Raw genomic sequence first — 26,382 nt, forward strand, 5'->3', positions numbered from 1 at the left:
CGCATGCACCGCGACGCGGCCAGGTCCGCTGCTACGCGGTTTTCAGGCGGCGCTGAAGAGTTTGTGCGGGTCGATGACGAATTTCTTCGGCACACCGGCATCGAACTCGCCATAGCCTTCCGGCGCCTGGTCCAGGGTGATGACCTGCACGCCCACTACTTCCGCGATGTTGATGCGGTCCCACATGATGGCCTGCATCAATTGACGGTTGTACTTCATCACCGGGGTCTGGCCGGTGTGGAAGCTGTGGGACTTGGCCCAGCCCAGGCCAAAGCGAATGCTCAGGCTGCCCATCTTCGCCGCGGCGTCCACCGCACCCGGGTCTTCAGTCACGTACAGGCCGGGGATACCGATCTTGCCGGCTACACGTACCACGCCCATCAACGAGTTGAGCACCGTGGCCGGTGCTTCGTGCTGGGCACCCGCATGGCCGTGGCCACGGGCCTCGAAACCCACCGCGTCTACCGCGCAATCCACTTCCGGCTCACCCAGCAGGTCGGCGATCTGTTCATGCAGCGGGGTGTCCTTGGACAGGTCGGCGATTTCGAAGCCTTGGGCCTTGGCGTGGGCCAGGCGCACCGGGTTGACGTCACCGACGATGACGACCGCTGCACCGAGCAAGCGCGCCGAGGCGGCCGCAGCCAGGCCCACCGGCCCGGCACCGGCCACATAAACGGTGCTGCCGGGGCCGACGCCTGCAGTGACGGCGCCGTGGTAACCGGTCGGCAGGATATCGGACAGGCACGTCAGGTCACGGATCTTCTCCATGGCCCGGTCGCGATCGCCCAGCTTGAGCAGGTTGAAATCAGCATACGGCACCAGCACGTATTCGGCCTGGCCGCCGACCCAATCGCCCATGTCCACGTAGCCATAGGCGCCGCCAGCACGGGCCGGGTTTACCGTCAGGCAGACGCCGGTGTGCTGTTCCTTGCAGGACCGGCAGCGGCCGCAGGCAACGTTGAAGGGAACCGAGACCAGGTCACCGACCTTGAGGTTTTCCACGTCCTTGCCGACTTCCAGCACTTCGCCGGTGATTTCATGGCCCAGCACCAGGCCCACCTGGGCCGTGGTACGGCCGCGAACCATGTGCTGGTCCGAGCCGCAGATGTTGGTAGAAACGACCCGCAGAATCACACCATGTTCGATGCGTTTTCCACGCGGGTCCTGCATTTTCGGGAAGGGAATTGTTTGCACCTCGACCTTGCCGCCACCGAGATACACCACACCGCGATTACCAGACATGCTTTCACCTCACTGTTGTTGTTTTAAAGGCAACTAAAGGACAACCGTTCGACCTCCGTTCAGGAACACCCGCCGCTCGATGTGAAAACCCACCGCCCGGGCCAGGGTCTGGCACTCGATGTCGCGACCCTTGGCAATCAGGTCCTCGGCATAGTGGCTGTGGTCCACGACTTCGACGCCCTGGGCAATGATCGGGCCTTCGTCCAGGTCGTTATTGATGTAATGCGCCGTGGCGCCCACCAGTTTCACGCCTTTGTTGTACGCCTGGTGGTAGGGCTTGGCGCCTTTGAAGCCGGGCAGCAGGGAGTGGTGGATATTGATGGCCCAACCGTCCAGGCGCCGGCACAGTTCGGGCGACAGCACCTGCATGTAGCGGGCAAGAATCACCAGTTCGGCACCCTTCTGCTCAATGACTTCCAGCACCTTGCGCTCCTGCGCAGGCTTGTCGTTAGGGTCCAGGGGGAAATGGTAGTAGGGAATTTCGTGCCAGCGAGCCAATGGCTCCAGATCCGGATGGTTGGACACCACGGCCACCACATCCATGGGCAATTGGCCGATGCGCTGGCGGTACAGCAGGTCGTTCAGGCAGTGGTCCGCCTTGGAGACCATGATCACCACCTTGGGCCGGTAGTGCGGCGGTGTCAGCTCGAAGACCATGCCGAACGACTCGCCACGCTCGGCCAGGCCGGCACGGAACGACTGCTCGTCAAAGCCATCGGGCTGACGGAATTCGACACGGATGAAAAACCGCGACGACAGGCGATCGTCGAACGAATGGTGCTCGGTGACATAGCAACCCTGTTCGAACAGGTAGCGGGTTACTGCGTCCACCGTGCCGAGCATGCTGGGGCAGTCGGCGGTGAGGATCCATGTATCGGGGGCACGGCTCATGGTAGGGCTCCAGTGCGCTGATGCGGCCTTCCCGGTCTGCGCCGCCCCGACATACCCTGTGGGGCCGGGCGAAGACCGGGAAAGGATCAACCGGTGATTTCCAGGCCATATTCGGCCGACGCGTCCTGCAACCACAGCCACCAGTAATCGGAGAAGCTGCGGCGCACCAGCAGCTCCCAGACATCTTCGCTGGGACGGCGGATCACCAGTTGCGACTTGGCGAACACCGTGCCCACGGCCTTGCCCACTGGAAAGTTGTCAGGGTGCACGTCGTAGCTGGTGGATTTCATCAGGACCTGGCGCACGTTGGGCCCGCTGAGTTCCAGCAGGCTCTGGCCGCCGCTGACGTTGACCACGGCGATATGCTGGCCGGCCAGTGCTTCACGCAGGCGGTTCTCAGTGGCCACCTCTTCGCCGGCCGGCACGATCAGCAACCACTCGTCCGGGCCCAACCATTGCAGCGAGGTTTCGCCGCTGCTCACCAGTGCCAGGGCACCCGGCAGTTCCAGGCCCACCGCCTTGGCCACGCCTTCGGCGAAGGCCGGGTCATGGCCATTGCCGCGCAGGGTCAGGTGGCCCAGCAGTTTCTTGTCGCGCAGCTTTACACCGGCGTTCTTGCGGCCCTTGCCCACCAGCTTGGCGAGGTCGGCATGGTGCAGCGGTGCCTCGGCCTTGGCGGCGGTGGCCGGGCGTTGTTCGTATACGTTGACTGTGGTCATGTGGACACCTGTCAAAAGTCAGCAAAAGACGCTGTAGGCGCTGGCTTGCCAGCCCCCACATCAATTCAGCACACCCACGTCAAACGTTCTGTTGTTCGCCTTTGGGGTCGAAGAACACCGAAGAGCAGATTTCGGCCTCGATCACGCTGCCATCCACCAGCGGCGCGTAAACCTTCTCGCCCATGCGCTTGAGGCCGCCCTTGACTACCGCCAGGGCAAACGAATGGCCGAGGGTGGCGCTCATGTAGCTGGAGGTCACGTGGCCCACCATGCTCATGGGAATCGCCTGCTGGGTGTCGAACACCAGTTGCGCGCCTTCCGGCAGCACCTTGTTCGGGTCGGTCGGTTTCAGGCCCACCAGTTGCTTGCGCTGTTCACGCACGCAGTCCTCGCGGTTCATGCCACGCCAGCCGATCCACGAGAACGGTTTGGTACGGCCCACGCACCAGCCCATGTTCAGGTCGTCCGGGGTCATGGAGCCGTCGGTGTCCTGGCCAACGATGATGAAGCCCTTCTCGGCCCGCAGCACGTGCATGGTTTCGGTGCCGTAGGGGGTCAGGTTGTACTGCTTGCCGGCCTCGACGATCTGCTCCAGCACACCCATGGCGTAGTCGGCCTGGATATTCACTTCGTAGGACAGCTCGCCGGTGAACGAGATACGGAACACTCGGGCCGGTACGCCGCCTACCGTGCCTTCTTTCCAGGTCATGAACGGAAAGGCGTCCCTGTCCAGGTCGATGTCGGTGACGTGGCTCAGCAGCTTGCGGCTGTTGGGGCCCGACAGGGTCAGGGTGGCCCAGTGGTCGGTGACCGAGGTGAAGTACACCTTCAGGTCCGGCCACTCGGTCTGCTGGTAGATCTCCAGCCATTGCAGCACGCGGGCAGCGCCGCCCGTGGTGGTGGTCATCAGAAAATGGTTGTCGGCCAGGCACGCCGTCACGCCGTCGTCGAAGACCATGCCGTCTTCCTTGCACATCAGGCCGTAACGGGCCTTGCCCACATCCAGCTTGGTCCAGGCGTTGGTGTAGATGCGGTTGAGGAACTCGCGGGCGTCAGGCCCCTGAATGTCGATCTTGCCCAGGGTGGAGGCATCCAGCAGGCCCACGCTGTCACGCACGGCCTTGCATTCGCGGGCCACGGCCGAGTGCATGTTTTCGCCGCGCTTGGGAAAATACCAGGGGCGCTTCCACTGGCCGACGTCTTCGAATTCGGCGCCGTTCTTCACGTGCCAGGCGTGCAGCGCGGTGAAGCGCACCGGTTCAAACAGGTGGCCACAGTGGCGGCCGGCAATGGCGCCGAAGGTGATGGGGGTGTAGTTGGGGCGGAACATGGTGGTGCCCATCTCGGTGATCGAGATGCCACGGCTGCGGGCCGCGATGGCCAGGCCGTTGATGTTGCCCAGCTTGCCCTGGTCGGTGCCGAAGCCCAGCGCGGTGTAGCGCTTGACGTGTTCCACCGACTCGAAGCCTTCACGGGTGGCCAGTTCGATAGCGGCGGCGGTGACGTCGTTCTGCTGGTCGACGAATTGCTTCGGCGCCCGGGCAGTGGGCTTGTCGTGGGGCACCTGGAACAGTGCCACGGTGGGCTCTTCCTGGCGGTTCAGGGCCTTGGGCAGCGTGCCTTCGACAATCCTGAAACCCGCCTCGGCGGCAGCGCGCGCACCGCCTTCGAAGCCATCGGACAGGGCATCGGCCAGGTTGAACACGCCGTTGATGCCGCCCACGCACACACGTTTCTGCGGCGCATCACCGGGAACGAACGCGAGGATGTCTTCACGCCATACCGGCTTGCCACCCAGGTGTGACGCCAGGTGCACCACCGGGCTGTAGCCGCCGGAGCTGCCGACCAGGTCGCAGTCCAGCCATTCGCCGGGGCTGGTGACCTTGTGGGCGTTGATATCGATGGCCGCGACCCGGGCGGCCGTCACGTGCTTGCTGCCGCGAGCTTCGATCACGGCGCTGGAGGTGAGGATGCGAATGCCCTTGGCCCGTGCTTCTTCCACCAGCGCGCCGCGCGGGTTGTGGCGGGCATCGGCCACGGCCACCACTTGCAGGCCGGCGTCGAACCAGTCCAGCGCCACACGGTAGGCGTAGTCGTTGTTGGTGGACAGCACCAGCTTCTTGCCCGGCGCCACGCCATAACGGCGCACATAGGTAGAAATGGCGCCAGCGAGCATGTTGCCCGGCACGTCGTTGTTGCCGTACACCAGCGGCCGCTCGTGGGCACCAGCGGCCAGCACCACGCGCTTGGCGCGCACCCGGTGGATCCGCTGGCGTACCTGGCCGATGGGCGCACGATCACCGAGGTGGTCGGTCAGGCGTTCGTGAATGGTCAGGAAGTTGTGGTCGTGGTAGCCGTTGACGGTGGCGCGCGGCAACAGGGTGACGTTGGCCAGGCCCTTGAGTTCGTTGACCACCTGCACCACCCACTCGGCGGCCGGCTTGCCGTCCAGGCTCTCGCGGGTGTCGAGCAGGCTGCCGCCGAACTCTTCCTGTTCATCGGCCAGGATCACCCGGGCGCCACTGCGGGCGGCGGCCAGCGCGGCCGCCAGGCCCGCAGGGCCGGCGCCGACGATCAGCACGTCGCAGTGCTGGTTGAAGTTGTCGTAGGTGTCGGGGTCATTCTCGGTAGGCGAGCGGCCCAGGCCAGCAGCCTTGCGGATGTACTTCTCGTAAGTCATCCAGAAAGACTGCGGGTACATGAAGGTTTTGTAGTAGAAACCCGGCGGCATCAGCTTGCCGCCGACCTTGCCGAGAATACCCATCATGTCGGTGTTGACGTTCGGCCAACCATTGGTGCTGGTAGCCACCAGCCCCTGGTACAGCGCCTGCTGGGTAGCACGCACGTTGGGAATCTGGGTGGCTTCGGTAGCGCCGATCTGCAGAACCGCGTTGGGCTCTTCAGCGCCGGCGGCGATGATGCCGCGTGGGCGCGAGTACTTGAAACTGCGCCCGACAATGTCGACGCCGTTGGCCAGCAGGGCGGCGGCCAGGGTGTCGCCCTCATAGCCGGTATAGCTCTGGCCGTTGAAGGTAAAGGTGATTTTCTTGCTGCGATCGATACGACCGCCGCTGGACAGGCGATTGACCTGGCTCATGCTTTGTCTCCCGCGGCCGTGAACTGGGGCTTGGTGCCAATCGGATAGGTTTCGAGAATCTCGTACGTCACCGTGTCGCGGGTGGCGTTGAAGTACTGGCGGCAACCGGCGGCGTGAATCCACAGTTCATGGTGCAGGCCGCGGGGGTTGTCCCGGAAGAACATGTAGTCGCCCCACTGTTCGTCGGTGCACGCACCGGGGTCGAGCGGGCGCGGAATATGCGCCTGGCCGGCGCTGTGAAACTCTTCTTCGGAGCGCAGTTCGCCGCAATGAGGACAGAAGATATGCAACATGGTGGAATTCTCCTGTAATTAGTGGGCGACCGCGGCAGCGCCGTGTTCGTCGATCAGCGCGCCGTTGTGGAAGCGCTCGATGGAAAATGGCTTGGCCAGGGGGTGCATCTCGCCCTTGGCCAGGCTGGCGGCGAAGACGTTGCCCGAGCCCGGGGTGGCCTTGAAGCCGCCGGTACCCCAGCCGCAGTTGAAGAACATGTTCGGCACCGGGGTCTTGGAGATGATCGGGCAGGCGTCCGGGGTGGTGTCGACGATGCCGCCCCATTGGCGGTTCATGCGCACGCGCGACAGCACCGGGAACATCTCCACGATGGCCTGGATGGTGTGCTCGATCACCGGGTACGAACCGCGCTGGCCATAGCCGACCCAGCCGTCGATACCGGCACCGATCACCAGGTCACCCTTGTCGGACTGGCTGATGTAGCCGTGCACGGCGTTGGACATGATCACGCTGTCGATGATGGGTTTGATCGGCTCCGACACCAATGCTTGCAACGGGTGGGACTCGACCGGCAGGCGGAAACCGGCCAGCTTGGCCATGTGCCCGGAGTTGCCCGCGGTGACTACGCCCACGCGCTTGGCCCCGATGAAACCCTTGGTGGTTTCCACGCCGATGCACACGCCGTTTTCCTTGCGAAAGCCAATCACCTCGGTCTGCTGGATCAGGTCCACGCCCAGGGCGTCGGCAGCACGGGCGAAGCCCCAGGCCACGGCATCGTGACGGGCCACGCCGCCACGGCGCTGGACCGTGGCGCCAATGATCGGGTAACGGGTGTTTTTCGAGCAGTCCAGGTACGGGATTTCTTCGGCTACCTGCTTGCCGTTCAGCAGTTCGCCGTCCACGCCATTGAGGCGGTTGGCGCTGACCCGGCGTTCGGAGTCACGCATGTCCTGCAGCGTGTGGCACAGGTTGTAGACCCCGCGCTGGCTGAACATGACGTTGTAGTTGAGGTCCTGGGACAGGCCTTCCCACAGTTTCATGGCGTGCTCGTACAGGTGCGCCGACTCGTCCCACAGGTAGTTGGAACGCACGATGGTGGTATTGCGGGCAGTGTTGCCACCCCCCAGCCACCCCTTCTCGACCACGGCCACGTTCTTGATGCCGTGCTCCTTGGCCAGGTAGTAGGCGGTCGCCAGGCCATGCCCGCCGCCGCCGACGATGACCACGTCATAGACCTTTTTCGGCGTGGGCGTGCGCCACATGCGCTGCCAGTTCTCGTGGTGGCTGAGGGAGTGCTTGAGAAGGCCGAAGCCCGAATAGCGTTGCATAAGTGTTTACTCCAGCTCAGCGGTAAACCGGGAAGTCAGCACACAGGGCGGCGACGTTACGGGCCACATCGGCCTCCACGTCGGCATCGCCCAGGTTGTCGAGGATGTCGCAGATCCAGCCGGCCAGCGAGGTGCACTGGGCCACCTTGAAGCCGCGGCTGGTGACGGCCGGGGTGCCGATGCGCAGGCCCGAGGTCACGAACGGCGACTGCGGGTCGTTGGGCACCGCGTTCTTGTTGACGGTGATATGGGCACGGCCGAGGGCGGCGTCGGCGTCCTTGCCGGTCAGGCCCTGGCGAATCAGGCTGACCAGGAACAGGTGGTTATCGGTGCCACCGGAGACCACGTCATAGCCGCGCTCGACGAACACGGCGGCCATGGCCTGGGCGTTATCAATGACCTGCTGCTGGTACGCCTTGAAGCCGGGTTCCAATGCTTCCTTGAAGCACACGGCCTTGGCAGCGATCACGTGCATCAGCGGGCCGCCCTGGCCGCCTGGGAATACCGCGGCGTTGAGCTTTTTCTCCAGGGCTTCGTTGGCACGGGCCAGGATCAGGCCGCCACGCGGGCCGCGCAGGGTCTTGTGGGTGGTGGTGGTCACCACGTCGGCAAACGGAATCGGGTTGGGGTACAGGCCTGCGGCAACCAGGCCGGCGACATGGGCCATATCGACGAACAGGTAGGCGCCCACTTTGTCGGCGATCTCGCGAAAGCGCGCAAAATTCAGGGTCTTGGAGTAGGCCGAGAAGCCGGCGATGATCATTTTTGGCTGGTGTTCGACAGCCAGGCGCTCCACTTCGTCGTAATCGATCAGGCCGGTGGCGGTGTCGATGCCGTACTGCACGGCGTTGTAGAGCTTGCCGCTGAAGCTGACCTTGGCGCCATGGGTCAAGTGGCCGCCGTGGGCCAGGCTCATGCCCAGCACGGTATCGCCGGCTTGCAGCAGGGCCAGGTACACCGCGGCGTTGGCTTGGCTGCCTGAGTGCGGTTGAACGTTGGCATAGTCAGCGCCGAACAGCTGCTTGGCGCGGTCGATGGCCAGTTGCTCGACTTTGTCCACGTGTTCGCAGCCACCGTAGTAGCGTTTGCCCGGGTAGCCCTCGGCGTATTTGTTGGTCAGGCCGCTGCCCTGTGCCTGCATCACGCGTTTGCTGGTGTAGTTTTCCGAAGCGATCAGCTCGATGTGATCTTCCTGACGCTGTTCCTCGGCATTCATTGCCGCCAGCAGTGCATCGTCGTAACCCTGGATCTGGTCTTGCTTGCTGAACATCGCGGATCTCCCAGCGGCGGCGTGGCGCCTTTGATATTGGTTGGCGGCCGCCGTGCGACAGGGCCCCCTTTGCAGCGATGGTAGGGCCGGCGCTTGCAGACCAGATGCCTGCGCACGCCACACAAAGGTGCGTTTACGACATCGCCGCGAAACCAGTGGAGAGTCGCCGGGGCCCACAGCACAACATGCCAATACCCGCGGCGATATTCCTGGTTTACAGTGACCGGCTACACGAACACAAGGAACCGGCCATGAACGACCAAAGCCAACAGTTTGCCAGCGACAATTACTCGGGCATCTGCCCCGAAGCCTGGGCGGCCATGGAGCAGGCCAACCAAGGTCACCAGCGTGCCTATGGCGACGACCAGTGGACGGCCCGGGCCGCCGATGAATTTCGCCGCCTGTTCGAAACCGACTGCGAGGTGTTCTTCGCCTTCAACGGCACCGCGGCCAACTCCCTGGCGTTATCGTCCTTGTGCCAGAGCTATCACAGCGTCATCTGCTCGGAAACGGCCCACGTCGAGACCGATGAATGCGGCGCGCCGGAATTCTTCTCCAACGGCTCCAAGCTGCTGACCGCCCGCAGCGAGAACGGCAAGCTCACGCCCGAGGCCATTCGCGAAGTCGCCCTCAAGCGCCAGGACATCCACTACCCCAAGCCACGCGTGGTAACCCTGACCCAGGCCACCGAAGTGGGCAGCGTCTACCGCCCCGAGGAGCTGCAGGCCATCAGCGCCACCTGCAAGGAACTGGGGCTGAACCTGCACATGGACGGAGCTCGCTTCGCCAATGCCTGCGCCACCCTGGGCTGCTCGCCGGCAGAACTGACGTGGAAGTCGGGGGTGGACGTGCTCTGCTTCGGCGGCACCAAGAACGGCATGGCGGTCGGCGAGGCCATTCTGTTCTTCAAGCATGAGCTGGCGGTGGACTTTGACTACCGTTGCAAGCAGGCGGGCCAGTTGGCGTCAAAAATGCGCTTCCTGTCCGCGCCTTGGGTGGGCTTGCTGGAAAACGACGCATGGCTCAAGCACGCCCGCCATGCCAACCACTGCGCCACGTTGCTGAGCCAACTGGTGGCAGACATTCCCGGGGTGGAACTGATGTTCCCGGTGGAAGCCAACGGGGTGTTCCTGCAGATGTCGGAACCGGCACTGGAGGCCTTGCGTGGCAAGGGCTGGCGGTTCTATACCTTCATCGGCAGCGGCGGTGCGCGGTTCATGTGCTCGTGGGATACCGAAGAGGCGCGGGTGCGGGAGTTGGCGGCGGACATTCGCCAGGTCATGAGCTGAAACAGGGGGTGGCCTTTTCCCGAGCGTCGCCTGGTCCCACCTTGAACGCATTGCAATTGCAGGACCGGGCGAAGCTCGGGAAGGGCGAAACACGGGCTAGAGCTTGAACCCTCCCATCTGCCGCGCCAGGTCATCGGCCAGCCCACGCAGGGCCTGGCACTCCTCGCGGCCGCTGCGCACCTCCCCTGCCGTGGCCCGGGCCAGGTCGGAAATGCCCTGCACGTTACGGTTGATCTCCTCGGTCACCGCCGTCTGCTCTTCGGTGGCCGTGGCCACCTGGTGGTTCATGTCGCTGATACGCTCCACCTGGTCGGTGATGGCCGTCAACGACGTGCCGGTACGTTGGCTGGCCGTGACCCCGGTCCCCGTCGCGGCCTGGCCGCTGTGCATCGACGCCACCGCTGTGTCGGCGCCTTGCTTGAGCCGGCCGATCATCTTCTGAATCTCGTCGGTGGAGGCCTGGGTACGCTGGGCCAGGGTGCGCACCTCGTCAGCCACCACCGCGAAACCACGGCCCATTTCCCCGGCCCGCGCAGCCTCGATAGCGGCGTTCAGCGCCAGCAGGTTGGTCTGCTCGGAAATACCGCGGATCACCGCCAGCACCTGGTCGATGGAACCCACCTGCTCGGCCAGCTCACCCACCGCGCTGGCTGCACTGCCAATTTCCTGCGACATGCCTTCGATATGGGCGATGGAACGGCCCACGATATCCCGCGCCTGCAAGGCCTCGTCCCGGGCGCTTTGCGAAGCCTCGGCGGCATTGCCCGCGTTGCGAGCGATTTCCTGCACGGTCAGGCCCATCTCATGTACCGCCGTGGCCACCATGTCGGTCATTTCCTGCTGGCGGCCGGCGCGTTCCGCCGTGTTGTCCACCACCTGCGCGACATGCCCTACCGAATGGCGCAGGCGCTCGCTGGTGGTCAGCACCTCGGCGATCATGTCGCGCTGGCTACCCAGGAAACGGTTGAAGCCACGAGCCAGGTCACCCAGCTCGTCGGCGCGGGCGTCGTCAAGGCGGTGAGTCAGGTCGCCGCCGCCACTGCCGATCGCCACCAGTGCAGCCGTTACCTGACGAATCGGTTTCACCAGCCCACGGGCCAGCAGCACCACCAGCAACAGGCACACGAACGCCACCGCCAGGCCGATCAGGCTGGTCAGCCACATGGCCTGGCGTGCCTGGGCATAGATCTGCGCCTCAGGCACTTCCGCGACCAGACTCCAGTTGAGGTCGCGCAGCGGCAGGGCCAGGGCCAGGTAATCTTCGCCGTCACGCTGGAAAACGCTGGTGGTCAAGCCGGTGTGGCCCAGCACCGCGGCTGCGGCCTGCGGGCCGATCTGCTCGGCCAACTGGCGCTTGCCGCTCAGCTGCGCGTCCGGGTGCACCTGGATCAAGCCGTCGTTGCGCACCAGGAAGACCTTGCCGTGCTCACCGAAGCTGTAGTTGTGGATCAGTTCCGACAGTTCGCTCATGCTCAGGCCCAGACCAGCGATGCCCAGGGTCTTGCCCGCCTGCTGCACCCGCAGATCGATGAACAGCGTCAGCGCACCCGTGCCAGTGTCCGTGTCGATATTGAGGGTCCGCGGCTTGCCGCTGTCCAGGAACTGGTAGAACCAGGCGTCCTGGGCATTGGCCCGGCTGAGGGTACGGTCCAGGCCCTTCTCGGTGTAGTAGCGGTTGCTGTCTGCGCTGGCGATCAAGGCGGTAAAGGCCTTGTGCTCGTTGCGCACGCCATCCAGGTAGCGGGTGAATGATGGCAATTGGGCACTATTTTCGCCCTCCGCCAGCCATTGCTGCACCAGGGTGTTGCTGGCGATGTCATCGGCAGCCGTCAGGGGCCGGCTGAGGATCCGTTCGATGTCATTGCGCATGGCTTCCACGCTGGCTGGCAAGGCGGTTTCCAGCAGGTAGCTCTGAGCCAGGCGGTTCACCACCACGGTGTAAATGCCCACGACGATCAGGATGCTGGCCAGCAGGGCGGTGCCCATGCTGAGGATCAATTGCCATTGGATACTGCGGCGCCACAACTGCATGGGTGTAACCCTCTGAATGTCTACATCGACCGAACTGCAACAGCCATGCCGATTGTATACATTAACCAGACCAACGGTTACACAGGAAGAGTAATGCGGGCGCCGGCGGGCCAGCGAGCTTCTGACGCTTGAACACTCGCTGGCACGCCAGCACCTGCAGGATCGGGGGAGTCGGGACCAGGCCCCGCCGCGGCTGGCGAGGCCCCGTCCATCAGCCGTGGCTGATGGTGTTCTTGATCACATCAACCGTGGCGTTGACTTGCTCTTGATAACGGTTGAGCGCTTCAGCGTGCTGCTGCTGCATATCCAGCTGCTTGGAGCACAGGTTCAATGCCGCCAGCACCAGCAACTTGTCGCCGATGAGGGACGGATATTTGCGCTTGGTCTCGGCCAACGACGCATTGAGCAGGCGAGTGGCGTCGAGCAGCTTCTGCTCTTCACCCGGCGGCGCCTTGAGCGAGTAGTCATTGCCCAGTATCGAGACGACCTTGATCGACTCCTGGTCGGTACTCATGCGCTCACGGCACCAGCGCTAGCGCGCTGAACCAGAGCCTGGATACGCGAAACGGTGGAGGTCTGCTTCTCTTCCTGTTCCATCAGGTTCAGTTGCAGGCTTTCGTTCTCTTCCTTGGCCTGGGCCAGTTGAGCAGTCAGTTGGGTGTTGTTTTCGGTCAGTTGGCGGTTCTGTTCAACCAGTTCGCTGACCAGTTGTTCCAGTTGGCTCAGAGTTGTTTCCAGCATGGTGATTTCTCGGCAGATTCAAGGGGCGGTAACGATAAAGAAAAGTCGCCGCGCAGGCCAGGGTTTATCGGGCTCGGAACCATGAAATCCGCTGCGGCGACCTTCCTGGCCACGCTTCGGGCCAGACCCGAAACAGACTCTGATGGACCGGCATAACTCCGACCGGTTCCCGGTGGCCATTGGCCGTGCGACAAAAGGTCCCTAAAGACTTGCCTGCAAAGACCGATAGGCATGGCAACTGCCTGCACCCCGCACGGAACGCGCCCCCTATCCCTGGAACCTGCCATGTCCCTACGCAACATGAATATCGCGCCCCGCGCGCTCTCCGGCTTCGCTTGCATCGGCGCCCTGATGATCATCCTCGGCATCTTCGCCCTGGTGCAGATGGGCAGTATCCGCAAGGCCGGTGAAGAGATCGAGAACAACACCCTGCCCAGCCTCTCCAACCTGGGCCAGATCACCCAGATGACCCTGCGCCTGCGTGTGCTGTCCTACCGCCTGCTGGCCAACCGTGATGCCCAGACCCAGGCTGAAGCCCTGCAACTGCTGGACTCGCGCAACCAACTGATCGCCAAGGCCCAGGCTGCCTACGAGCCGCTGATCGCCGGGCCCGACGAGCGCGCCGCGTACGAACAACTGAAATCGGCCCTGGCCGAATACCATCAACTGGAAGCCCAGATGCGCAGCGCCAACGCCGCCAACGACCTGGATGCCCTGCGCAAGGCGGTCAACACCGACCTGCAGGACAACTCGTCGCGCATCAACGCCGCGCTCGACAAGCTGGTGGAGATCAACACCCAGCAAACCGCCGACATGAACAAGAACGCCGCCGACCAGTATTCCTCTGCGTTCACCCTGGTGGTCACCCTGCTGATCATCGCCGCCGTGCTGACCTTCCTCTTCGCCTGGCTGCTGACCCGCAGCATCGTGGTGCCGATCGACCAGGCCCTGGCCGCCGCCGAGCAGATCGCCGAGGGCAACCTGACCCGTCCGATCCACGTGGAAGGCCGCGACGAGGCCGCGCGCCTGCTGATTGCCATGGAGAAAATGCAGAACAAGCTGCGCGATACCCTGCAGCGCATCGCCGGCTCCGCTACCCAATTGGCCTCCGCGGCGGAAGAACTCAACAGCGTCACCGACGAAGGTGCCCGTGGCCTGGCCCAGCAGAACCATGAAATCGAACAGGCCGCGACCGCGGTCAACGAAATGACCAGCGCCGTGGAAGAAGTGGCCCGCAATGCGGTGAGCACGTCGGAAGCGTCGAAGGACGCCACCACTTCGGCCAGTGATGGCCGTGACCTGGTTCAGGAAACCGTGGGCGCCATCGAGCGCATGAGCAGCGACGTGCAGAGCACTGCCGAACTGATCGGCAACCTGGCCAACGAGTCCCGCGATATCGGCAAGGTGCTGGACGTGATCCGTGGCCTGGCCGACCAGACCAACCTGTTGGCCCTCAACGCCGCCATCGAAGCTGCCCGCGCCGGTGAAGCGGGCCGTGGTTTTGCCGTGGTCGCCGATGAAGTCCGCGCCCTGGCCCACCGCACCCAGCAGTCCACCGCTGAAATCGAACGCATGATCGGCAGCATCCAGGGTGGTACCGAGCAGGCCGTGAACTCGATGCGCAACAGCACCGAGCGCGCCGAGTCGACCCTGAACATCGCCAAGGGCGCCGGCATGGCCCTGGACACCATCAACGGCGCCATCGTGCAGATCAACGAGCGCAACCTGGTGATCGCCAGCGCGGCGGAAGAACAGGCCCAGGTGGCCCGTGAAGTTGACCGTAACCTGGTGAACATCCGTGACCTGTCGGTGCAGTCGGCCACCGGCGCCAACCAGACCACTGCGGCCAGCGCAGAGCTGTCGCGCCTGGCGGTGGACCTGAACAGCATGGTGGCGCGTTTCAGCCTGTAAACCGCGTCGTCCGTTTCCCGAGCTTCGCCCGGTCCCACAGGTTCCTGCGTGATCTGCTGGGACCGGACGACGCTTGGGGAAGCATCACAGGATCAATACTCGATCCGCACATCCCCTTTCGGCACACTGCAGCACGACAAGATGTAGCCATCGGCTACGTCCTCGTCGGTAATCCCGCCGTTGTGCTCCATTTCCACCTCCCCGCCCAGCTTCATCACCTTGCAGGTGCCGCAGATACCCATGCCGCACGCCTTGGGAATCATCAGGCCGAGCTTGGCCGCTGCCGCATGCACGGTTTCCCCCGGCGCCACGCGAATGCTCTTGCCGGCCGCGGTGAATTCCACCTGATGCAGCTCGGACGCATCCACTTCCGGCGCCTCGGCGGCCTGCTCGGCGTTTTCCACCGCATCGGCGCGAGCCTCCGGCGGCGTGGCGCCGAAGGACTCCTCGTGGTAGCGGGACATGTCATAACCCGCCGCCTCCAGCAGGCGCTTCACCGCATTCATGTAGGGCGTGGGCCCGCAGCAGAAAATCTCGCGCTCCATGAAGTCGGCGGCGATCAGCTCCAGCAATTTGTGGTTCAGGTAACCCCGGTAGCCCGCCCAGGGCTCACCCAGCCCATGCTTCTCGCAAATGATGTGCAGGCTGAAATTGTCGATGCGCGACGCCATGTGTTCCAGCTCGCGATGGTAGATGATGTCCTTGGGTGAACGGGCGCTGTGCACGAACACCATGTCGACGTTGGCGTTGGTGTCGTAGAACCACCGCGCCATGGACATCACCGGGGTGATACCCACCCCGCCACTGAGGTACAGCACCTTCTGCGCCGGGTAATCGATGGCGTTGAACAAGCCCACCGGACCGTGCACCGCCAGCTCCTGGCCTTCATGCAGGGTGTCGTGCAACCAGTTGGACACACGCCCGCCCGGGACACGCTTGATGGTGATGGAGAAGCTGTACGGCACCGACGGCGAGCTGGAAATGGTATAGGAGCGCATCACCGGCTGGCCTTCGATCTCCAGCTCCAGGGTCACGAACTGGCCGGGCTTGAAGAAGAACAGGATCGGCTGGTCGGCCATGAAGCAGAAGGTGCGCACGTCCCAGGTTTCCTGGATGACCTTGACGCAACGGACCACATGGCGGCCATTGGCCCATGTCTGGGTATTTACCGGGCTCAGGAAGCTGTTGGACATGCTCTTCTCCACGGCCGACTGTCGGCCTCATGGGGAAGGATTCTGCTTGGGCCGCATGGCCGTCACTTTCCTATCTGCGACATTCACATGCTTATGGCGACCAGCCCCATGGTACATGGCCTGGCGCGTCGGGAATGGATTGGGCCATGTCGCCCATGGATAAGGTTCGCGGCCCGCGCGGACGCACACTCCACCGCAAATGAACCTGCTTTCTTCCGTGCCTTGCGTTGCAAACCGTATCAGCCACTTTTCGCGGCCGCACAGACGGCCATGAGGACACACACGATGGACGTTACCGCTACCCTGAGCCTGGGCGACCCGCTGGAACCCGCACGCAAGGCCACTGCCGAAATGCTCCAGACCCGGGAGCGGACGTTCTCGCTGCCCCAGCCGTTCTACAACGACGAACGCCTGTTCGACATCGACATGCAGGAGATCTTCCACAAGGAATGGCTGATCGCCGGCATGACCAGCGAGATCCCCACCAAGGGCAACTTCATTACCCTGCAGATCGGCAAGAACCCGATCATCGTGGTGCGCGGCGCCGAAGGCGTGGTGCACGCGTTCCACAACGTCTGCCGCCACCGCGGTTCGCGCCTGTGCACCAGCGAAAAGGGCAAGGTCGCCAAGCTGGTCTGCCATTACCACCAGTGGACCTACGAACTGGACGGCCGCCTGCTCTTCGCCGGCACCGAGATGGGCGCCGATTTCGACATGAAGCAGTACGGTCTCAAACCGGTGAACGTGAAAACCGCCGGCGGCTACATCTTCATCAGCCTGAGCGACAACCCACCGGCCATCGACGAGTTCCTGCGTACCCTGGACCACTACATGGAGCCCTACGACATGGAGAACACCAAGGTGGCGGTGCAGACCACCCTGGTGGAAAAGGCCAACTGGAAGCTGGTGCTGGAAAACAACCGCGAGTGCTACCACTGCGGCGGCTCGCACCCTGAACTGCTCAAAACCCTGCTGGAATGGGACGACGTCACCGACCCACGCGCCGACCAGGCCTTCAAGGACCACGTAGCAGCCTCGGCCGCCGCCTGGGAAGCCGAGAAGATCCCCTACGCCCACGCCAGTTTCGGCCTGCGCAACCGCATCGTGCGCATGCCTTTGCTCAAGGGCACCGTGTCCATGACCCTGGACGGCAAGGTTGGCTGCAAGAAACTGATGGGTCGCATCCAGAACCCCGACCTGGGCTCCATGCGCATCCTGCACCTGCCCCACTCGTGGAACCACTGCATGGGCGACCACATCATCGTCTTCACCGTGTGGCCCATCAGCGCCCAGGAAACCGTGGTCACCACCAAGTGGCTGGTGCACAAGGACGCCGTGGAAGGGGTGGACTACGACGTGGAGCGCATGCGCCAGGTATGGGACGCCACCAACGACCAGGACCGCCGCCTGGCCGAGGAAAACCAGAAAGGCATCAACTCCACCGCCTACCAGCCCGGCCCGTACTCCAAGACCTACGAGTTCGGCGTGGTGAACTTCATCGACTGGTACAGCGAACGCATGCTCAGCAACCTGGGCGCCGCACCAGCCCCCTACCTCAAGGGCGTAGCGGTGCACGAATAATCACTCCACATTGCAGCGGTGTCGTCACTCCACTCCCTGATCAATAAGTGATCAAACCTGGTACAGCCCGCTACACTGGCGGGCCCTGGCCATTCGCCAACACCTTATCCACAGCCGGGCCCACAGTAATTGTGGGCAAGCGCTGCCTGCCTGTGAAAAAAATTCAAAAAAAAACCGTGACTTATTCAGATACACACTCGCGGCACAGCATTGATCAAAAAATGACCAATTCTCTGCAAGCCCCGTAATCAAAGGCTTTCAGGCTTAGGCGAACACCTTATCCACAGAAGCGCCAACAGACTTTGTGCGCAATTTTGACGGTGTTATGCGGGCCCTGTGGAAAACCCCTGAAAGCCACGGTTTACCGCTGTTGCGGGGCAGAAAAACACGTAATCTTCTGTGATTGATCAAAAATCGATCAATCCCGGCAACGCCTTGATTGGCAAGGCTTCCAGCGTTACGCGAACAGATTATCCACAGAGGCACCAACAAGGATTGTGGGCAAAACCTCCCTGGGAACCGTCGTCACCGCCACGATAAACCCAGGGAAAACAGCCGCTTGCGCTGTTCATTTTCTGATCTACCGGCTACAAGCCTTGCCCGCTGCGGCTCGCAGCCATGCACCAACAACTTACCCACAGGCACACCCACATGGATTGTGGGCAATTCAGGGCGACCCCCTACATCTGTAGGGATTGCCCGCCCCGTGATGCATAAGCACCCTGTGTACACCAATAAGAAAAGGGACCTTCCCATGCATCCAGACAGCCTGCTCTCCGCCCTCGCCATCGCCTTGCTGCTCGGCATCAGCCTTGCCAGCGCCGACCCCCAGACCGACTGGAAGCAGGTCCTGCAGGTGGGGTTGCCGCTCTGCATGGCGGGCGTGGTGGCGGTGTTCTACTGGCTGCGACGCGACCAGCCGCGCAGCCAGGCACGCAAGCAGGTCCAGCCGGCGCGCAGCTTGTTGATGGTGTGGGTGAATGTGCGGTGGGAGGGGGTTGGGCGGCGCAATTCCTGAGCTTGCGCAGAAACCATTCGATAACCTGGAGGCGGCCGTGCTGTCGTTCATCAAGGAAGCCATTCTGGCTCACCCGCTACTCTTCACGGGGGCTACGGTCATGGTCGCTACTCTGAAACTGTGTGCCCTCGCTCCAGCGTTCTTTCTTGGAAGAATCATCGACAGCCTTTCTGCGCATCAAGCGCTGGATGCCTACACGATCGGCTTGCTACTGGCTGCTTTTTGCTCTGTGACCATTTTGCAGTCTGTTATCCACCCCCTTCAGACCTACCAGCTGACAAAACTGGTGCAGTTGACCCTCAAGGACAAATCCATCGAATGGACCACAGCCATCATGAACAAGGAGTTCGAGCAGTTTTCCTCGCTCCGGCTCGGCGCCCTGATCAAGGGAGTGGAACGGGGTATCACGGCCCATGAAAAGCTGCTCTCATTTTTCATCCTGAACGCTCTGCCCCTCACCATCGAACTGTTACTGGTAGCGGCCGCCTTCCTCTACGTGGGTGGAAACCTGTTATTCGTGATGATGTTGGCAACATCAATTGCGTATCTAACGGCATGTCATCGACTGATCATCTGGCGCAGGCCACACCTGGAGGCGGTCAATGACCAGGAAGATCTTGTCTCGACTCAATTGTTCGATGGTTTGAGCGCCGGCAAAGCCATCAAGTTGGAACACGCCACCCTCCATGCGCTGCAACCGCTTTTCAATAGCTACGGTAGTTATGCACAGGCGGCTACCCAGGTTGCGAGTTCAGCCGCAGTGCTGGGGTCTGCACGAATTTTATTCGTGGGCCTGTCGACAGCCGCGTTACTGGCGTGGGGAATACACGATAGGTTTCAGCCCGTCCCGACACTGTCGGTCGGCGAACTGGTGGCCATCTTTTCGATCGCTGGCGGGCTTTTGGTCAACATCAGTGGCCTGGCCGATGCCTATCGGACGCTCGACCAGTACATCGCCGACAAGCGTCGATTGGTTGAGCTGCTCGACCTCGACGGACTACCGCTTGATCACCCTATGCCCGACGGCCTGCAAGCAGAGCAGATCGGACTCCTTCCTCAGCCCGGTGAAGCGTCAGTGCCGCTGCGCTTCAACACCAGCCAATCAGTAGCCATCGTGGGGGCGAGCGGCGCTGGCAAGACAACGCTGCTGGAAACCCTGGCGGGACTGGTGGCGACGGCCCGGCATCGCTTGATAATCAACGATAGCCCCATGGAACACCTCACTTGTTACTTGAAGATGATCAGATACTGCCCCCAGCACCCCGGTTTCGTTGAAGGCGAATTTCGCCAAGCGGTGCTGTTCGGGCAACCTCCGGCCCCGGTCATGGAGCGGTACGTTGACGCACTGGGGCTGCGAACCCTTGTGGATAACCGCACGATCAGCGAGGGGGGGAAAAACATCTCCGGGGGGGAGGCGAAACGTCTCACCCTGTTGCGACTGATAAACCGCCCTGGCCGCTTCAACCTGTTTGATGAACCCACTGCTTCCCTGGACGTCGAAACGACCACCCTGGTTTGGAACGTGTTGTTTGCTGTATTTCAGGGAAAGGGACTGGTGTGCGTCACCCACGATGTCGATGCGCTGCACCGTTTTGACCGAGTCCTGGTGATACGCGCCGGTCGTGTGGTGGCAGACGGCCCTTGGCAGGAGCTGAAAGGACGGCGCGACGTCGGCGCGATGATCGAAGAAATTGGCGGGTGAGGTGCTTAGCGCACCACCCCCTCCTCCACCAACACCTTGAGAATCGCCTGCGCCCCCTCCTGCGCACTCACACCCTTGAGCACCTGCCCGCCGCCACCGCTGGCCTTTGCCGTGGCTGCTTTCATGCGGTCGGCACCGCTCTTGGCCTTGATCACTTTCAACCGCTTGGGCCGGGGCTTGGCGGGGGTCAGTTCGGCGCCTGTGTATAAGTCGTCGATCACGATCTCTACCTTGTCCACCTGGAACTGGCCGCGCTGGGCTGGGCCGTAGGCGCTTTGCCGAGCTTTGGGCGCGGCGTTGTCGACGGTGGCCAGCAGCGGCAAGCGCACCTTGAGGCGGCGACGCTGACCGCGTGGCAGGGCTTGCAGGACCTGGGCGACGCCATTGCTGACCGACTCCACTTCGGCAAGGCCAGTCACCAGTGGCCAACCCAGGCGTTCGGCCAGCAGGAAAGGCAGCATGCCCGACCCTTCACCGGTTTCTGCCTGGCTACCGGTGAGCACCAGTTGGGCACCGACGTCATGGAGGAAGTCGGCCAAGGCGGGTACCACGTCGCTGCCGGGGGTTTGCTCGATGACGTCCATCTGGTCCAGGCCCATGCCCAGGTAGGCGCGCAGGGCGGGTTCGCGAACGTCGCCGGCGTGCACGACCTGCAAGTTATCCCCAGCCAGTTGCAGGCCCAGCTCGACGGCGCGCGAATCCTGTTCGGCGCGGCGGCTGCGGCCAGAGGTGGGGTGGGCGCCGATGGACACCAGGCTGACGACTTTCATGTTCATGTGCACCTCAGGCGGCATCGCGCTTGGCTTCGTTACGGTAGGCCGCGACCGCGTCGATCAGGGCCTCGAGCAGTTCGGCGCTGTCGCCGATCACCGACAGGTCGGCGCGCTTGATCATGTCGCAACCAGGGTCCAGGTTGATGGCGATGACCTTGTCGCAGGCGCCGATACCCTGCAGGTGCTGGATAGCCCCGGAAATGCCCACGGCCACGTACACCCGCGCGGTCACCCAGGTGCCGCTGGCACCCACCTGGCGGTCGCGGGTCATGAAGCCATCATCCACGGCCACCCGCGACGCGCCTTCGGTAGCGCCCAGGGCGGCAGCGGTGCGGTGGAACAGGGGCCAGTCCTTGACGCCGTTGCCGCCGGAAAAGATGAACTCGGCCTCGGCCATGGGGATGGCGGCCGGGTCCACGGCTACCGCGCCCAAGTCCTCGATGCGTGGCAGGGAGCGGGCCACGGTGGTGGACAATTCCACCGGCAGGGCTTCGTGACGGGTTTCATCCACGGGTTCGGCGCACTCGGCGGCGGCCAGGATCAAGCGCGGCACAGCGCGGCTGATGTCGTGCTGGCCGGCGCCAGCACGGCCAACACAGGTACCATCCCTGACTTGCCAGATGCGCGTCGCCGGGCGCTCGCCGAGGCTGGCGCCCAGGCGGCGACCAAGTTCGCCGCCGCCGCTGCGGCTGTCGGGTAGCAGCCAGTGGCGAGGGGTGAACTGGTTATCCACAGCCCGCAGGCCCTGCACGCGCTGCTCGGGGGCATAGCCGTCGTATTCACTGCCGGCGATCACCAACAGACGGTCGACGCCGGCTGTGGAAAACCCGCTTTCCTTGTGTTCGCCAAAGACAATGGCCAACACCGCGCCGTCGTTGCCGGCCAGTTGATGGGCCAAGCCAAGCAGGTCCCGGTCGTGGCTGCCGAGGCGGCCGCCGACCATGTCGGGTACCACGGCGATGTAGAACGCCGGGGCCACCACCTGGTGCAACGGCAGCAACACTTCAGCAGCAGCGCTGCGCTTGCCGGCGCCGCCCTGCTGGGCGCCACTGCGGTCGATACGCTTGACGCCATTGGGTCCGATGAAGCCCACGGCATGGGGATTCTTGCGGATCACCCCCTGGGGGCCCATCCAGGACGCCTGGGCGGGCTGCATGGCCGCGTGCAATGGATGCAGGCGGTTACGGGCGATCCACTCGGCCCGCGGGTCGCGGCGGATAATATCGCTCATCAATGCACCTCCGCAGGGATACGTTTAACCGGTGCTGGCTTTACCACCACGACTTCCTCCACCAGCGCATCGGCCACCAGTTCGGCGATGTCCTTGATCAGGGGGCGAGGTTCAACCACGCCTTCGAGCATGGCGGTGCATTGCGGACAACCGACGGCCACCAGTTCGGCCTGAGTCTCGCGGATGTCGTCCATGCGCATGTCGGGAATACGCTGCTTGCCGGGGATGTCGGTGATCGGCGCACCGCCACCGCCCCCGCAGCAACGGGAACGGAAGCCGGAGCGCTGCATCTCGCGCACCTCGATGCCCAAGGCCTTGAGCACGTCGCGGGGGGCCTGGTATTCGCCGTTGTAGCGGCCCAGGTAGCAAGGGTCGTGGTAGGTAACACTGCCACCCTTGTGCTGGCCCAGGTTGAGCTTGCCAGCCGTCACCAGTTCGGCCATGAAGGTGCTGTGGTGCTGCACATGGTAGTGGCCATTGAAGGCGCCGTATTCGTTCTTGAGCACGTGGAAGCTGTGCGGGTCGCAGGTGACGATGCGGCTGAAGCTGTATTTGCCCAAGGTCTGGATGTTGCGCCTGGCCAGCGTCTGGAAAGTGGCTTCATCCCCCAGGCGCCGAGCTACGTCGCCGCTGTCGCGCTCTTCCAGGCCCAGCACGGCGAAGTCCAACTTGGCGGCCTTGAGCACTTTGACGAAGGCGCGAAGGGTGCGCTGGTTACGCATGTCGAAGGCACCGTCACCGACCCAGAACAACACGTCGGCGGTCTTTTTCTCGCTCATCAGGTTGAGATTGAGGTCGGCAGCCCAGTTCATTCGCCCGCCGGGGTTGAAGCCGCCCGGGTTGTCGGTGGCGATCAGGTTATCCAGCACCTCGGCGCCCTTGTTGGGGGTAGCCCCCTTTTCCAGGGTGAGGTGGCGGCGCATGTCGACGATGGCGTCCACGTGCTCGATCATCATCGGGCACTCTTCCACGCAGGCGCGGCAGGTGGTGCACGACCACAGGGTTTCGGCGTCCACCAGGCCATTGACGATGGGCTGGTGCGGATTGCCGCCATGTTCGCCCACGGGCTTGCCGGGGTACGGGCTACCAGCGAACGAGGCATCGGTACCGCCGGCCAGGCCCACCACCATGTCCTGGATCAGCTTTTTGGGGTTCAGCGGCTGGCCGGCGGCGAAGGCCGGGCACGCCGCTTCGCATTTGCCGCACTGGACGCAGGCGTCGAAGCCCAGCAACTGGTTCCAGGTGAAGTCTTTGGGCTTTTCCACCCCCAGTGGCGCGCTGGGGTCAGCCAGGTCCAACGGCTTGAGGCCGGTGGAACGGCCGCCGCCGAAGCGCTCTGGGCGGCGGTGCCACGCCAGGTGCAGGGCCCCGGCGAAGGCGTGTTTCATCGGGCCGCCCCAGGTCATGCCGAGGAACAGCTCGGACACGCCCCACAGCACGCCCACGGCGAGAATCACCGCCAGTACCCAGCCGCCAAAATCAGCGGGCAGGATGCCGGCCACGGGCAGGGTCAGCAGGAAGAAGCTGGCCGAGAATGCCAGCAGGCTTTTCGGCAGGCGCATCCACGGGCCTTTCGACAGGCGCGAAGGCGGGTTGAGACGGCGCTTGAAGACGAACACCGCGCCGACGAACATCACCACGGTGGCCAACAACAGTGCGTAGCCGAGGATACGGTCATGCAGCCCGAAGCCGTGTACCAGAATCGCCAGGACGATGGACAGCACCGCGCCACCGGCGGTGGCCACGTGGGTATTGGCGATGTACCTGTCGCGGGCCACCACATGGTGCAGGTCGACCATGTAGCGGCGCGGCATGGCCAGCAGGCCGCCGAGCAGGTCCACGGGCGAGGCGCGGCCGTTGCGCCACAGGCGCACCCGGCGCAGGGCGCCGAGAATGCCCAGGGCCAAGGCGGCGAATAGCAGGATGGAGAGGATAGTGTTCAGCATGAAATCACCTGGGTGATAGCTGCAAGCCACAAGCCGTAAGTTGCAAGCGACGATCCAGACCCGATCACCGTCGCGTTCACTTGCCGCGTTGAGCCTGCAGCTTGGGGCTGGGCCTCAGAAGTCCTTGCACAGGCGCAAAGCGTCATAGATCGCGGCATGGGTGTTACGCTGGGCCACGCAGTCGCCGATGCGGAACAGCAGGTAGCCGTCGCCAGCCTGGCTCAACGAAGGCTGCGGCTGGATGGCGAACAAGGCTTCGATGTCCATCTGGCCCTTGTTGCGCGAGTCCTGCTTGAGCTCGTAGTACAGCTTTTCGTCCGGCCTCACGCCGTTCTCCACCACCACCTGGTCCACCACCCGCTCTTCCTTGGCACCGGTGTATTCGTTCTCCAACACCGCCACCAGCTTGTCACCCTCGCGGTAGACCTTCTCCAGCATCAGGTCGCCGGTCATGATCACTTCCTTGGGGTACATGCTGCGGTAGTAGGTGGGGAACGACGTACCACCAATGGCCACGCCGGGCTTGATGTCATCCGTGACGATTTCCACCTGGGCGCCTTTGTCGGCCAGGAAGTCGGCCACCGACATGCCGGTGAATTCGCAGATGGTGTCGTACACCAGCACGTTTTTGCCGGGCGCTACCTTGCCGTCCAGCACGTCCCAGCTGCTGACTACCAGGCCTTCTTCGGCGCCCCAATGCTCGTTCTGCTCCAGGAACGGGTGCCCGCCCACGGCCAGCACGACTACGTCAGGGCGCAGGTCCATGATGGTCGCCGCGTCGGCGGCGGTGCCCAGGCGCAGGTCGACCTTCAGACGCGCCAACTCCAGCTGGAACCAGCGGGTAATACCGGCGATCTGGTCACGCTGCGGCGCTTTCGACGCCGTGGTGATCTGCCCGCCGATGAATTCCTTCTTCTCGAACAGCGTCACGTCGTGGCCGCGCTCGGCCGAGACCCGCGCTGCTTCCATGCCCGCCGGGCCCGCGCCGACGATCACCACCTTGCGCTTGGGTCCGGTGGATTTCTCGATGATGTGCGGCACGCCCATGTATTCACGGGAGGTCGCGGCGTTCTGGATGCACAGCACGTCCAGCCCCTGGTACTGCCGGTCGATGCAGTAGTTGGCGCCCACGCACTGTTTAATCTGGTCCACCTGGCCCATCTTGATCTTGGCGATCAGGTGCGGGTCGGCGATGTGCGCACGGGTCATGCCCACCATGTCCACGTAGCCGCCTTCCAGAATGCGCGTGGCCTGGTTCGGGTCCTTGATGTTCTGCGCGTGCAGCACAGGGGCCTTGACCACTTCCTTGATACCGGCCGCCAGGTGCAGGAAAGGCTCCGGTGGGTAACTCATGTTCGGAATGACGTTGGCCAGGGTGTTGTGGGTATCGCAACCTGAGCCCACCACGCCGATGAAGTCGATCATGCCGGTGTCGTCGTAGTACTTGGCGATCTGCTTCATGTCTTCGTGGCTGAGGCCATCGGGGTGGAATTCGTCACCGCAGATACGCAGGCCCACGCAGAAGTCAGGGCCGACTTCCTTGCGCACCGCCTTGATCACTTCCAGGCCGAAGCGCATGCGGTTCTCGAAGCTGCCACCCCATTCGTCGGTGCGCTTGTTGACCCGCGGGCTCCAGAACTGGTCGATCATGTGCTGGTGCACGGCGGACAATTCCACGCCGTCCAGGCCGCCGGCCTTGGCTCGCGCCGCAGCGCTGGCGTAGTTACCGATCACCCGCCAGATCTCTTCCGGCTCGATGGTCTTGCAGGTAGCCCGGTGCACCGGCTCGCGGATGCCCGAAGGCGACATCAGGGTGGGCCAGTGTTCGCCGTCCCAGCGCGAGCGGCGGCCCATGTGGGTAATCTGGATCATGATCTTGGCGCCATGCTTGTGCATGGCGTCGGCCAGGTTCTGGAAGTGCGGGATGATCTTGTCGGTGGCCAGGTTCACCGATTTCCACCAGCCCTGGGGGCTGTCGATGGCCACGCTGGAAGAACCGCCGCAGATCGCCAGGCCAATACCGCCCTTGGCTTTCTCTTCGTAGTATTTGACATAGCGATCGGTGGTCATGCCGCCGTCGGTGGCGTAGACCTCGGCGTGCGCGGTGCTGAGCACGCGGTTGCGGATCGTCAACTTGCCGATCTGGATCGGCTGGAACATCGCTTCGAAAGCCATGACGGTTTCC

20 protein-coding genes and 2 pseudogenes are annotated in these 26,382 nt (G+C 63.4%); 6 read left to right on the forward strand and 16 right to left on the reverse strand.

Going from position 1 to position 26,382, the window contains the following annotated elements; genetic code table 11:
* Positions 1–42: 42 nt before the first annotated feature.
* The 7 genes from fdhA to glyA form a co-directional block, all read right to left on the reverse strand.
* Positions 43–1,242 (reverse strand): formaldehyde dehydrogenase, glutathione-independent, encoded by a 1,200-nt coding sequence (fdhA, locus tag HWQ56_RS26575; RefSeq protein ID WP_027980277.1) that lies wholly within the window; start codon positions 1,240–1,242, stop codon positions 43–45.
* 33 nt (positions 1,243–1,275) lie between these two features.
* Positions 1,276–2,133: a formyltetrahydrofolate deformylase gene (purU, locus tag HWQ56_RS26580; protein WP_176572131.1), complete on the reverse strand. Its 858-nt coding sequence runs from the start codon at positions 2,131–2,133 to the stop codon at positions 1,276–1,278.
* An 86-nt stretch (positions 2,134–2,219) separates the two neighbouring features.
* On the reverse strand, positions 2,220–2,852 hold the full coding sequence (locus HWQ56_RS26585; protein WP_158152864.1) for a sarcosine oxidase subunit gamma: 633 nt from the start codon (positions 2,850–2,852) through the stop codon (positions 2,220–2,222).
* A gap of 79 nt (positions 2,853–2,931) precedes the next feature.
* On the reverse strand, positions 2,932–5,949 hold the full coding sequence (locus HWQ56_RS26590) for a sarcosine oxidase subunit alpha (RefSeq protein ID WP_176572132.1): 3,018 nt from the start codon (positions 5,947–5,949) through the stop codon (positions 2,932–2,934).
* Positions 5,946–6,242 carry a sarcosine oxidase subunit delta gene (locus HWQ56_RS26595; RefSeq protein WP_158152866.1) on the reverse strand — a complete coding sequence of 99 codons (297 nt, stop codon included), beginning with the start codon at positions 6,240–6,242 and terminating at the stop codon, positions 5,946–5,948. The genes HWQ56_RS26590 and HWQ56_RS26595 overlap by 4 nt, the downstream gene beginning before the upstream one ends.
* An 18-nt stretch (positions 6,243–6,260) precedes the next feature.
* Positions 6,261–7,511 carry a sarcosine oxidase subunit beta family protein gene (locus tag HWQ56_RS26600; RefSeq protein WP_158152867.1) on the reverse strand — a complete coding sequence of 417 codons (1,251 nt, stop codon included), beginning with the start codon at positions 7,509–7,511 and terminating at the stop codon, positions 6,261–6,263.
* A 16-nt stretch (positions 7,512–7,527) separates the two neighbouring features.
* Positions 7,528–8,781, reverse strand: a complete 1,254-nt coding sequence (gene glyA, locus HWQ56_RS26605; RefSeq protein ID WP_176572133.1) for a serine hydroxymethyltransferase — start codon at positions 8,779–8,781, stop codon at positions 7,528–7,530.
* Between the two features lie 251 nt (positions 8,782–9,032).
* Between glyA and HWQ56_RS26610 the strand changes: the two genes are divergently transcribed.
* The gene (locus HWQ56_RS26610; protein ID WP_158152869.1) at positions 9,033–10,070 is read left to right on the forward strand and encodes a threonine aldolase family protein; all 1,038 of its coding nucleotides are present in this window, start codon (positions 9,033–9,035) and stop codon (positions 10,068–10,070) included.
* A gap of 96 nt (positions 10,071–10,166) precedes the next feature.
* On the opposite strand, the gene HWQ56_RS29535 is transcribed toward HWQ56_RS26610, so the two are convergent.
* The 4 genes and pseudogenes from HWQ56_RS29535 to HWQ56_RS26625 form a co-directional block, all read right to left on the reverse strand.
* Positions 10,167–11,009: a methyl-accepting chemotaxis protein gene (locus tag HWQ56_RS29535; RefSeq protein WP_425331981.1), complete on the reverse strand. Its 843-nt coding sequence runs from the start codon at positions 11,007–11,009 to the stop codon at positions 10,167–10,169.
* Positions 11,010–11,078: 69 nt separating this feature from the next.
* Positions 11,079–12,101, reverse strand: a pseudogene (locus tag HWQ56_RS29540) (cache domain-containing protein); the annotation flags it as partial.
* Positions 12,102–12,312: 211 nt separating this feature from the next.
* The gene (locus HWQ56_RS26620) at positions 12,313–12,615 is read right to left on the reverse strand and encodes a cell division protein ZapA (RefSeq protein ID WP_158152871.1); all 303 of its coding nucleotides are present in this window, start codon (positions 12,613–12,615) and stop codon (positions 12,313–12,315) included.
* Entirely contained in the window at positions 12,612–12,842 is a 231-nt protein-coding gene (locus HWQ56_RS26625) for a hypothetical protein (protein WP_158152872.1), read from the reverse strand. Before HWQ56_RS26625 ends, HWQ56_RS26620 begins: the two co-directional genes overlap by 4 nt.
* Before the next feature lie 300 nt (positions 12,843–13,142).
* Between HWQ56_RS26625 and HWQ56_RS29545 the strand changes: the two are divergent.
* Positions 13,143–13,898 (forward strand): annotated as a pseudogene (locus tag HWQ56_RS29545) (MCP four helix bundle domain-containing protein); the annotation flags it as partial.
* Positions 13,890–14,753, forward strand: coding sequence for a methyl-accepting chemotaxis protein (locus tag HWQ56_RS29550; RefSeq protein ID WP_425331982.1), 864 nt, complete (start codon positions 13,890–13,892; stop codon positions 14,751–14,753). The pseudogene HWQ56_RS29545 and the gene HWQ56_RS29550, both read left to right, overlap by 9 nt.
* A 92-nt stretch (positions 14,754–14,845) precedes the next feature.
* Here HWQ56_RS29550 and gbcB read toward each other — a convergent pair whose 3' ends face one another.
* Positions 14,846–15,946, reverse strand: a complete 1,101-nt coding sequence (gbcB, locus tag HWQ56_RS26635) for a glycine-betaine demethylase subunit GbcB (RefSeq protein WP_176572135.1) — start codon at positions 15,944–15,946, stop codon at positions 14,846–14,848.
* A 285-nt stretch (positions 15,947–16,231) separates the two neighbouring features.
* Between gbcB and gbcA the strand changes: the two genes are divergently transcribed.
* The 3 genes from gbcA to HWQ56_RS26650 all read left to right on the forward strand — a co-directional run bounded on the left by gbcA (position 16,232) and on the right by HWQ56_RS26650 (position 20,247).
* Positions 16,232–17,527 carry a glycine-betaine demethylase subunit GbcA gene (gene gbcA, locus HWQ56_RS26640; protein ID WP_158152874.1) on the forward strand — a complete coding sequence of 432 codons (1,296 nt, stop codon included), beginning with the start codon at positions 16,232–16,234 and terminating at the stop codon, positions 17,525–17,527.
* A 754-nt stretch (positions 17,528–18,281) separates the two neighbouring features.
* Positions 18,282–18,545 (forward strand): hypothetical protein, encoded by a 264-nt coding sequence (locus tag HWQ56_RS26645; RefSeq protein ID WP_176572136.1) that lies wholly within the window; start codon positions 18,282–18,284, stop codon positions 18,543–18,545.
* A gap of 37 nt (positions 18,546–18,582) precedes the next feature.
* Entirely contained in the window at positions 18,583–20,247 is a 1,665-nt protein-coding gene (locus tag HWQ56_RS26650) for an ATP-binding cassette domain-containing protein (protein ID WP_176572137.1), read from the forward strand.
* 5 nt (positions 20,248–20,252) lie between these two features.
* Here the strand turns inward: HWQ56_RS26650 and etfB are convergent, their stop codons facing one another.
* From etfB to dgcA, 4 genes are all read right to left on the reverse strand, one after another.
* Positions 20,253–21,023, reverse strand: coding sequence for an electron transfer flavoprotein subunit beta (gene etfB / locus HWQ56_RS26655; protein ID WP_176572138.1), 771 nt, complete (start codon positions 21,021–21,023; stop codon positions 20,253–20,255).
* 7 nt (positions 21,024–21,030) lie between these two features.
* Complete coding sequence (etfA, locus tag HWQ56_RS26660) at positions 21,031–22,251, reverse strand: electron transfer flavoprotein subunit alpha (protein WP_176572139.1); 1,221 nt, start codon at positions 22,249–22,251, stop codon at positions 21,031–21,033.
* The gene (gene dgcB, locus HWQ56_RS26665; RefSeq protein ID WP_176572140.1) at positions 22,251–24,197 is read right to left on the reverse strand and encodes a dimethylglycine demethylation protein DgcB; all 1,947 of its coding nucleotides are present in this window, start codon (positions 24,195–24,197) and stop codon (positions 22,251–22,253) included. Before dgcB ends, etfA begins: the two co-directional genes overlap by 1 nt.
* A 114-nt stretch (positions 24,198–24,311) precedes the next feature.
* Positions 24,312–26,372 (reverse strand): dimethylglycine demethylation protein DgcA, encoded by a 2,061-nt coding sequence (gene dgcA, locus HWQ56_RS26670; RefSeq protein WP_158152881.1) that lies wholly within the window; start codon positions 26,370–26,372, stop codon positions 24,312–24,314.
* Positions 26,373–26,382: the final 10 nt, after the last annotated feature.

Origin of the sequence: Pseudomonas eucalypticola (assembly GCF_013374995.1) — a bacterium.
Taxonomy (GTDB): Bacteria; Pseudomonadota; Gammaproteobacteria; order Pseudomonadales; family Pseudomonadaceae; genus Aquipseudomonas; species Aquipseudomonas eucalypticola.

What these genes read in the sequence shown, in the direction of transcription:
- HWQ56_RS29535 (WP_425331981.1), bottom strand. Translation starts at nt 11,009, where the DNA reads ATGATCGCCGAGGTGCTGACCACCAGCGAGCGCCTGCGCCATTCGGTA.
- HWQ56_RS26625 (WP_158152872.1), bottom strand. Translation starts at nt 12,842, where the DNA reads ATGCTGGAAACAACTCTGAGCCAACTGGAACAACTGGTCAGCGAACTG.
- glyA (WP_176572133.1), bottom strand. Translation starts at nt 8,781, where the DNA reads ATGTTCAGCAAGCAAGACCAGATCCAGGGTTACGACGATGCACTGCTG.
- purU (WP_176572131.1), bottom strand. Translation starts at nt 2,133, where the DNA reads ATGAGCCGTGCCCCCGATACATGGATCCTCACCGCCGACTGCCCCAGC.
- dgcB (WP_176572140.1), bottom strand. Translation starts at nt 24,197, where the DNA reads ATGCTGAACACTATCCTCTCCATCCTGCTATTCGCCGCCTTGGCCCTG.
- HWQ56_RS29550 (WP_425331982.1), top strand. Translation starts at nt 13,890, where the DNA reads ATGCAGAACAAGCTGCGCGATACCCTGCAGCGCATCGCCGGCTCCGCT.
- gbcA (WP_158152874.1), top strand. Translation starts at nt 16,232, where the DNA reads ATGGACGTTACCGCTACCCTGAGCCTGGGCGACCCGCTGGAACCCGCA.
- HWQ56_RS26590 (WP_176572132.1), bottom strand. Translation starts at nt 5,949, where the DNA reads ATGAGCCAGGTCAATCGCCTGTCCAGCGGCGGTCGTATCGATCGCAGC.
- HWQ56_RS26595 (WP_158152866.1), bottom strand. Translation starts at nt 6,242, where the DNA reads ATGTTGCATATCTTCTGTCCTCATTGCGGCGAACTGCGCTCCGAAGAA.
- HWQ56_RS26620 (WP_158152871.1), bottom strand. Translation starts at nt 12,615, where the DNA reads ATGAGTACCGACCAGGAGTCGATCAAGGTCGTCTCGATACTGGGCAAT.
- HWQ56_RS26585 (WP_158152864.1), bottom strand. Translation starts at nt 2,852, where the DNA reads ATGACCACAGTCAACGTATACGAACAACGCCCGGCCACCGCCGCCAAG.
- etfB (WP_176572138.1), bottom strand. Translation starts at nt 21,023, where the DNA reads ATGAACATGAAAGTCGTCAGCCTGGTGTCCATCGGCGCCCACCCCACC.
- gbcB (WP_176572135.1), bottom strand. Translation starts at nt 15,946, where the DNA reads ATGTCCAACAGCTTCCTGAGCCCGGTAAATACCCAGACATGGGCCAAT.
- HWQ56_RS26645 (WP_176572136.1), top strand. Translation starts at nt 18,282, where the DNA reads ATGCATCCAGACAGCCTGCTCTCCGCCCTCGCCATCGCCTTGCTGCTC.
- dgcA (WP_158152881.1), bottom strand. Translation starts at nt 26,372, where the DNA reads ATGGCTTTCGAAGCGATGTTCCAGCCGATCCAGATCGGCAAGTTGACG.
- HWQ56_RS26600 (WP_158152867.1), bottom strand. Translation starts at nt 7,511, where the DNA reads ATGCAACGCTATTCGGGCTTCGGCCTTCTCAAGCACTCCCTCAGCCAC.
- fdhA (WP_027980277.1), bottom strand. Translation starts at nt 1,242, where the DNA reads ATGTCTGGTAATCGCGGTGTGGTGTATCTCGGTGGCGGCAAGGTCGAG.
- etfA (WP_176572139.1), bottom strand. Translation starts at nt 22,251, where the DNA reads ATGAGCGATATTATCCGCCGCGACCCGCGGGCCGAGTGGATCGCCCGT.
- HWQ56_RS26610 (WP_158152869.1), top strand. Translation starts at nt 9,033, where the DNA reads ATGAACGACCAAAGCCAACAGTTTGCCAGCGACAATTACTCGGGCATC.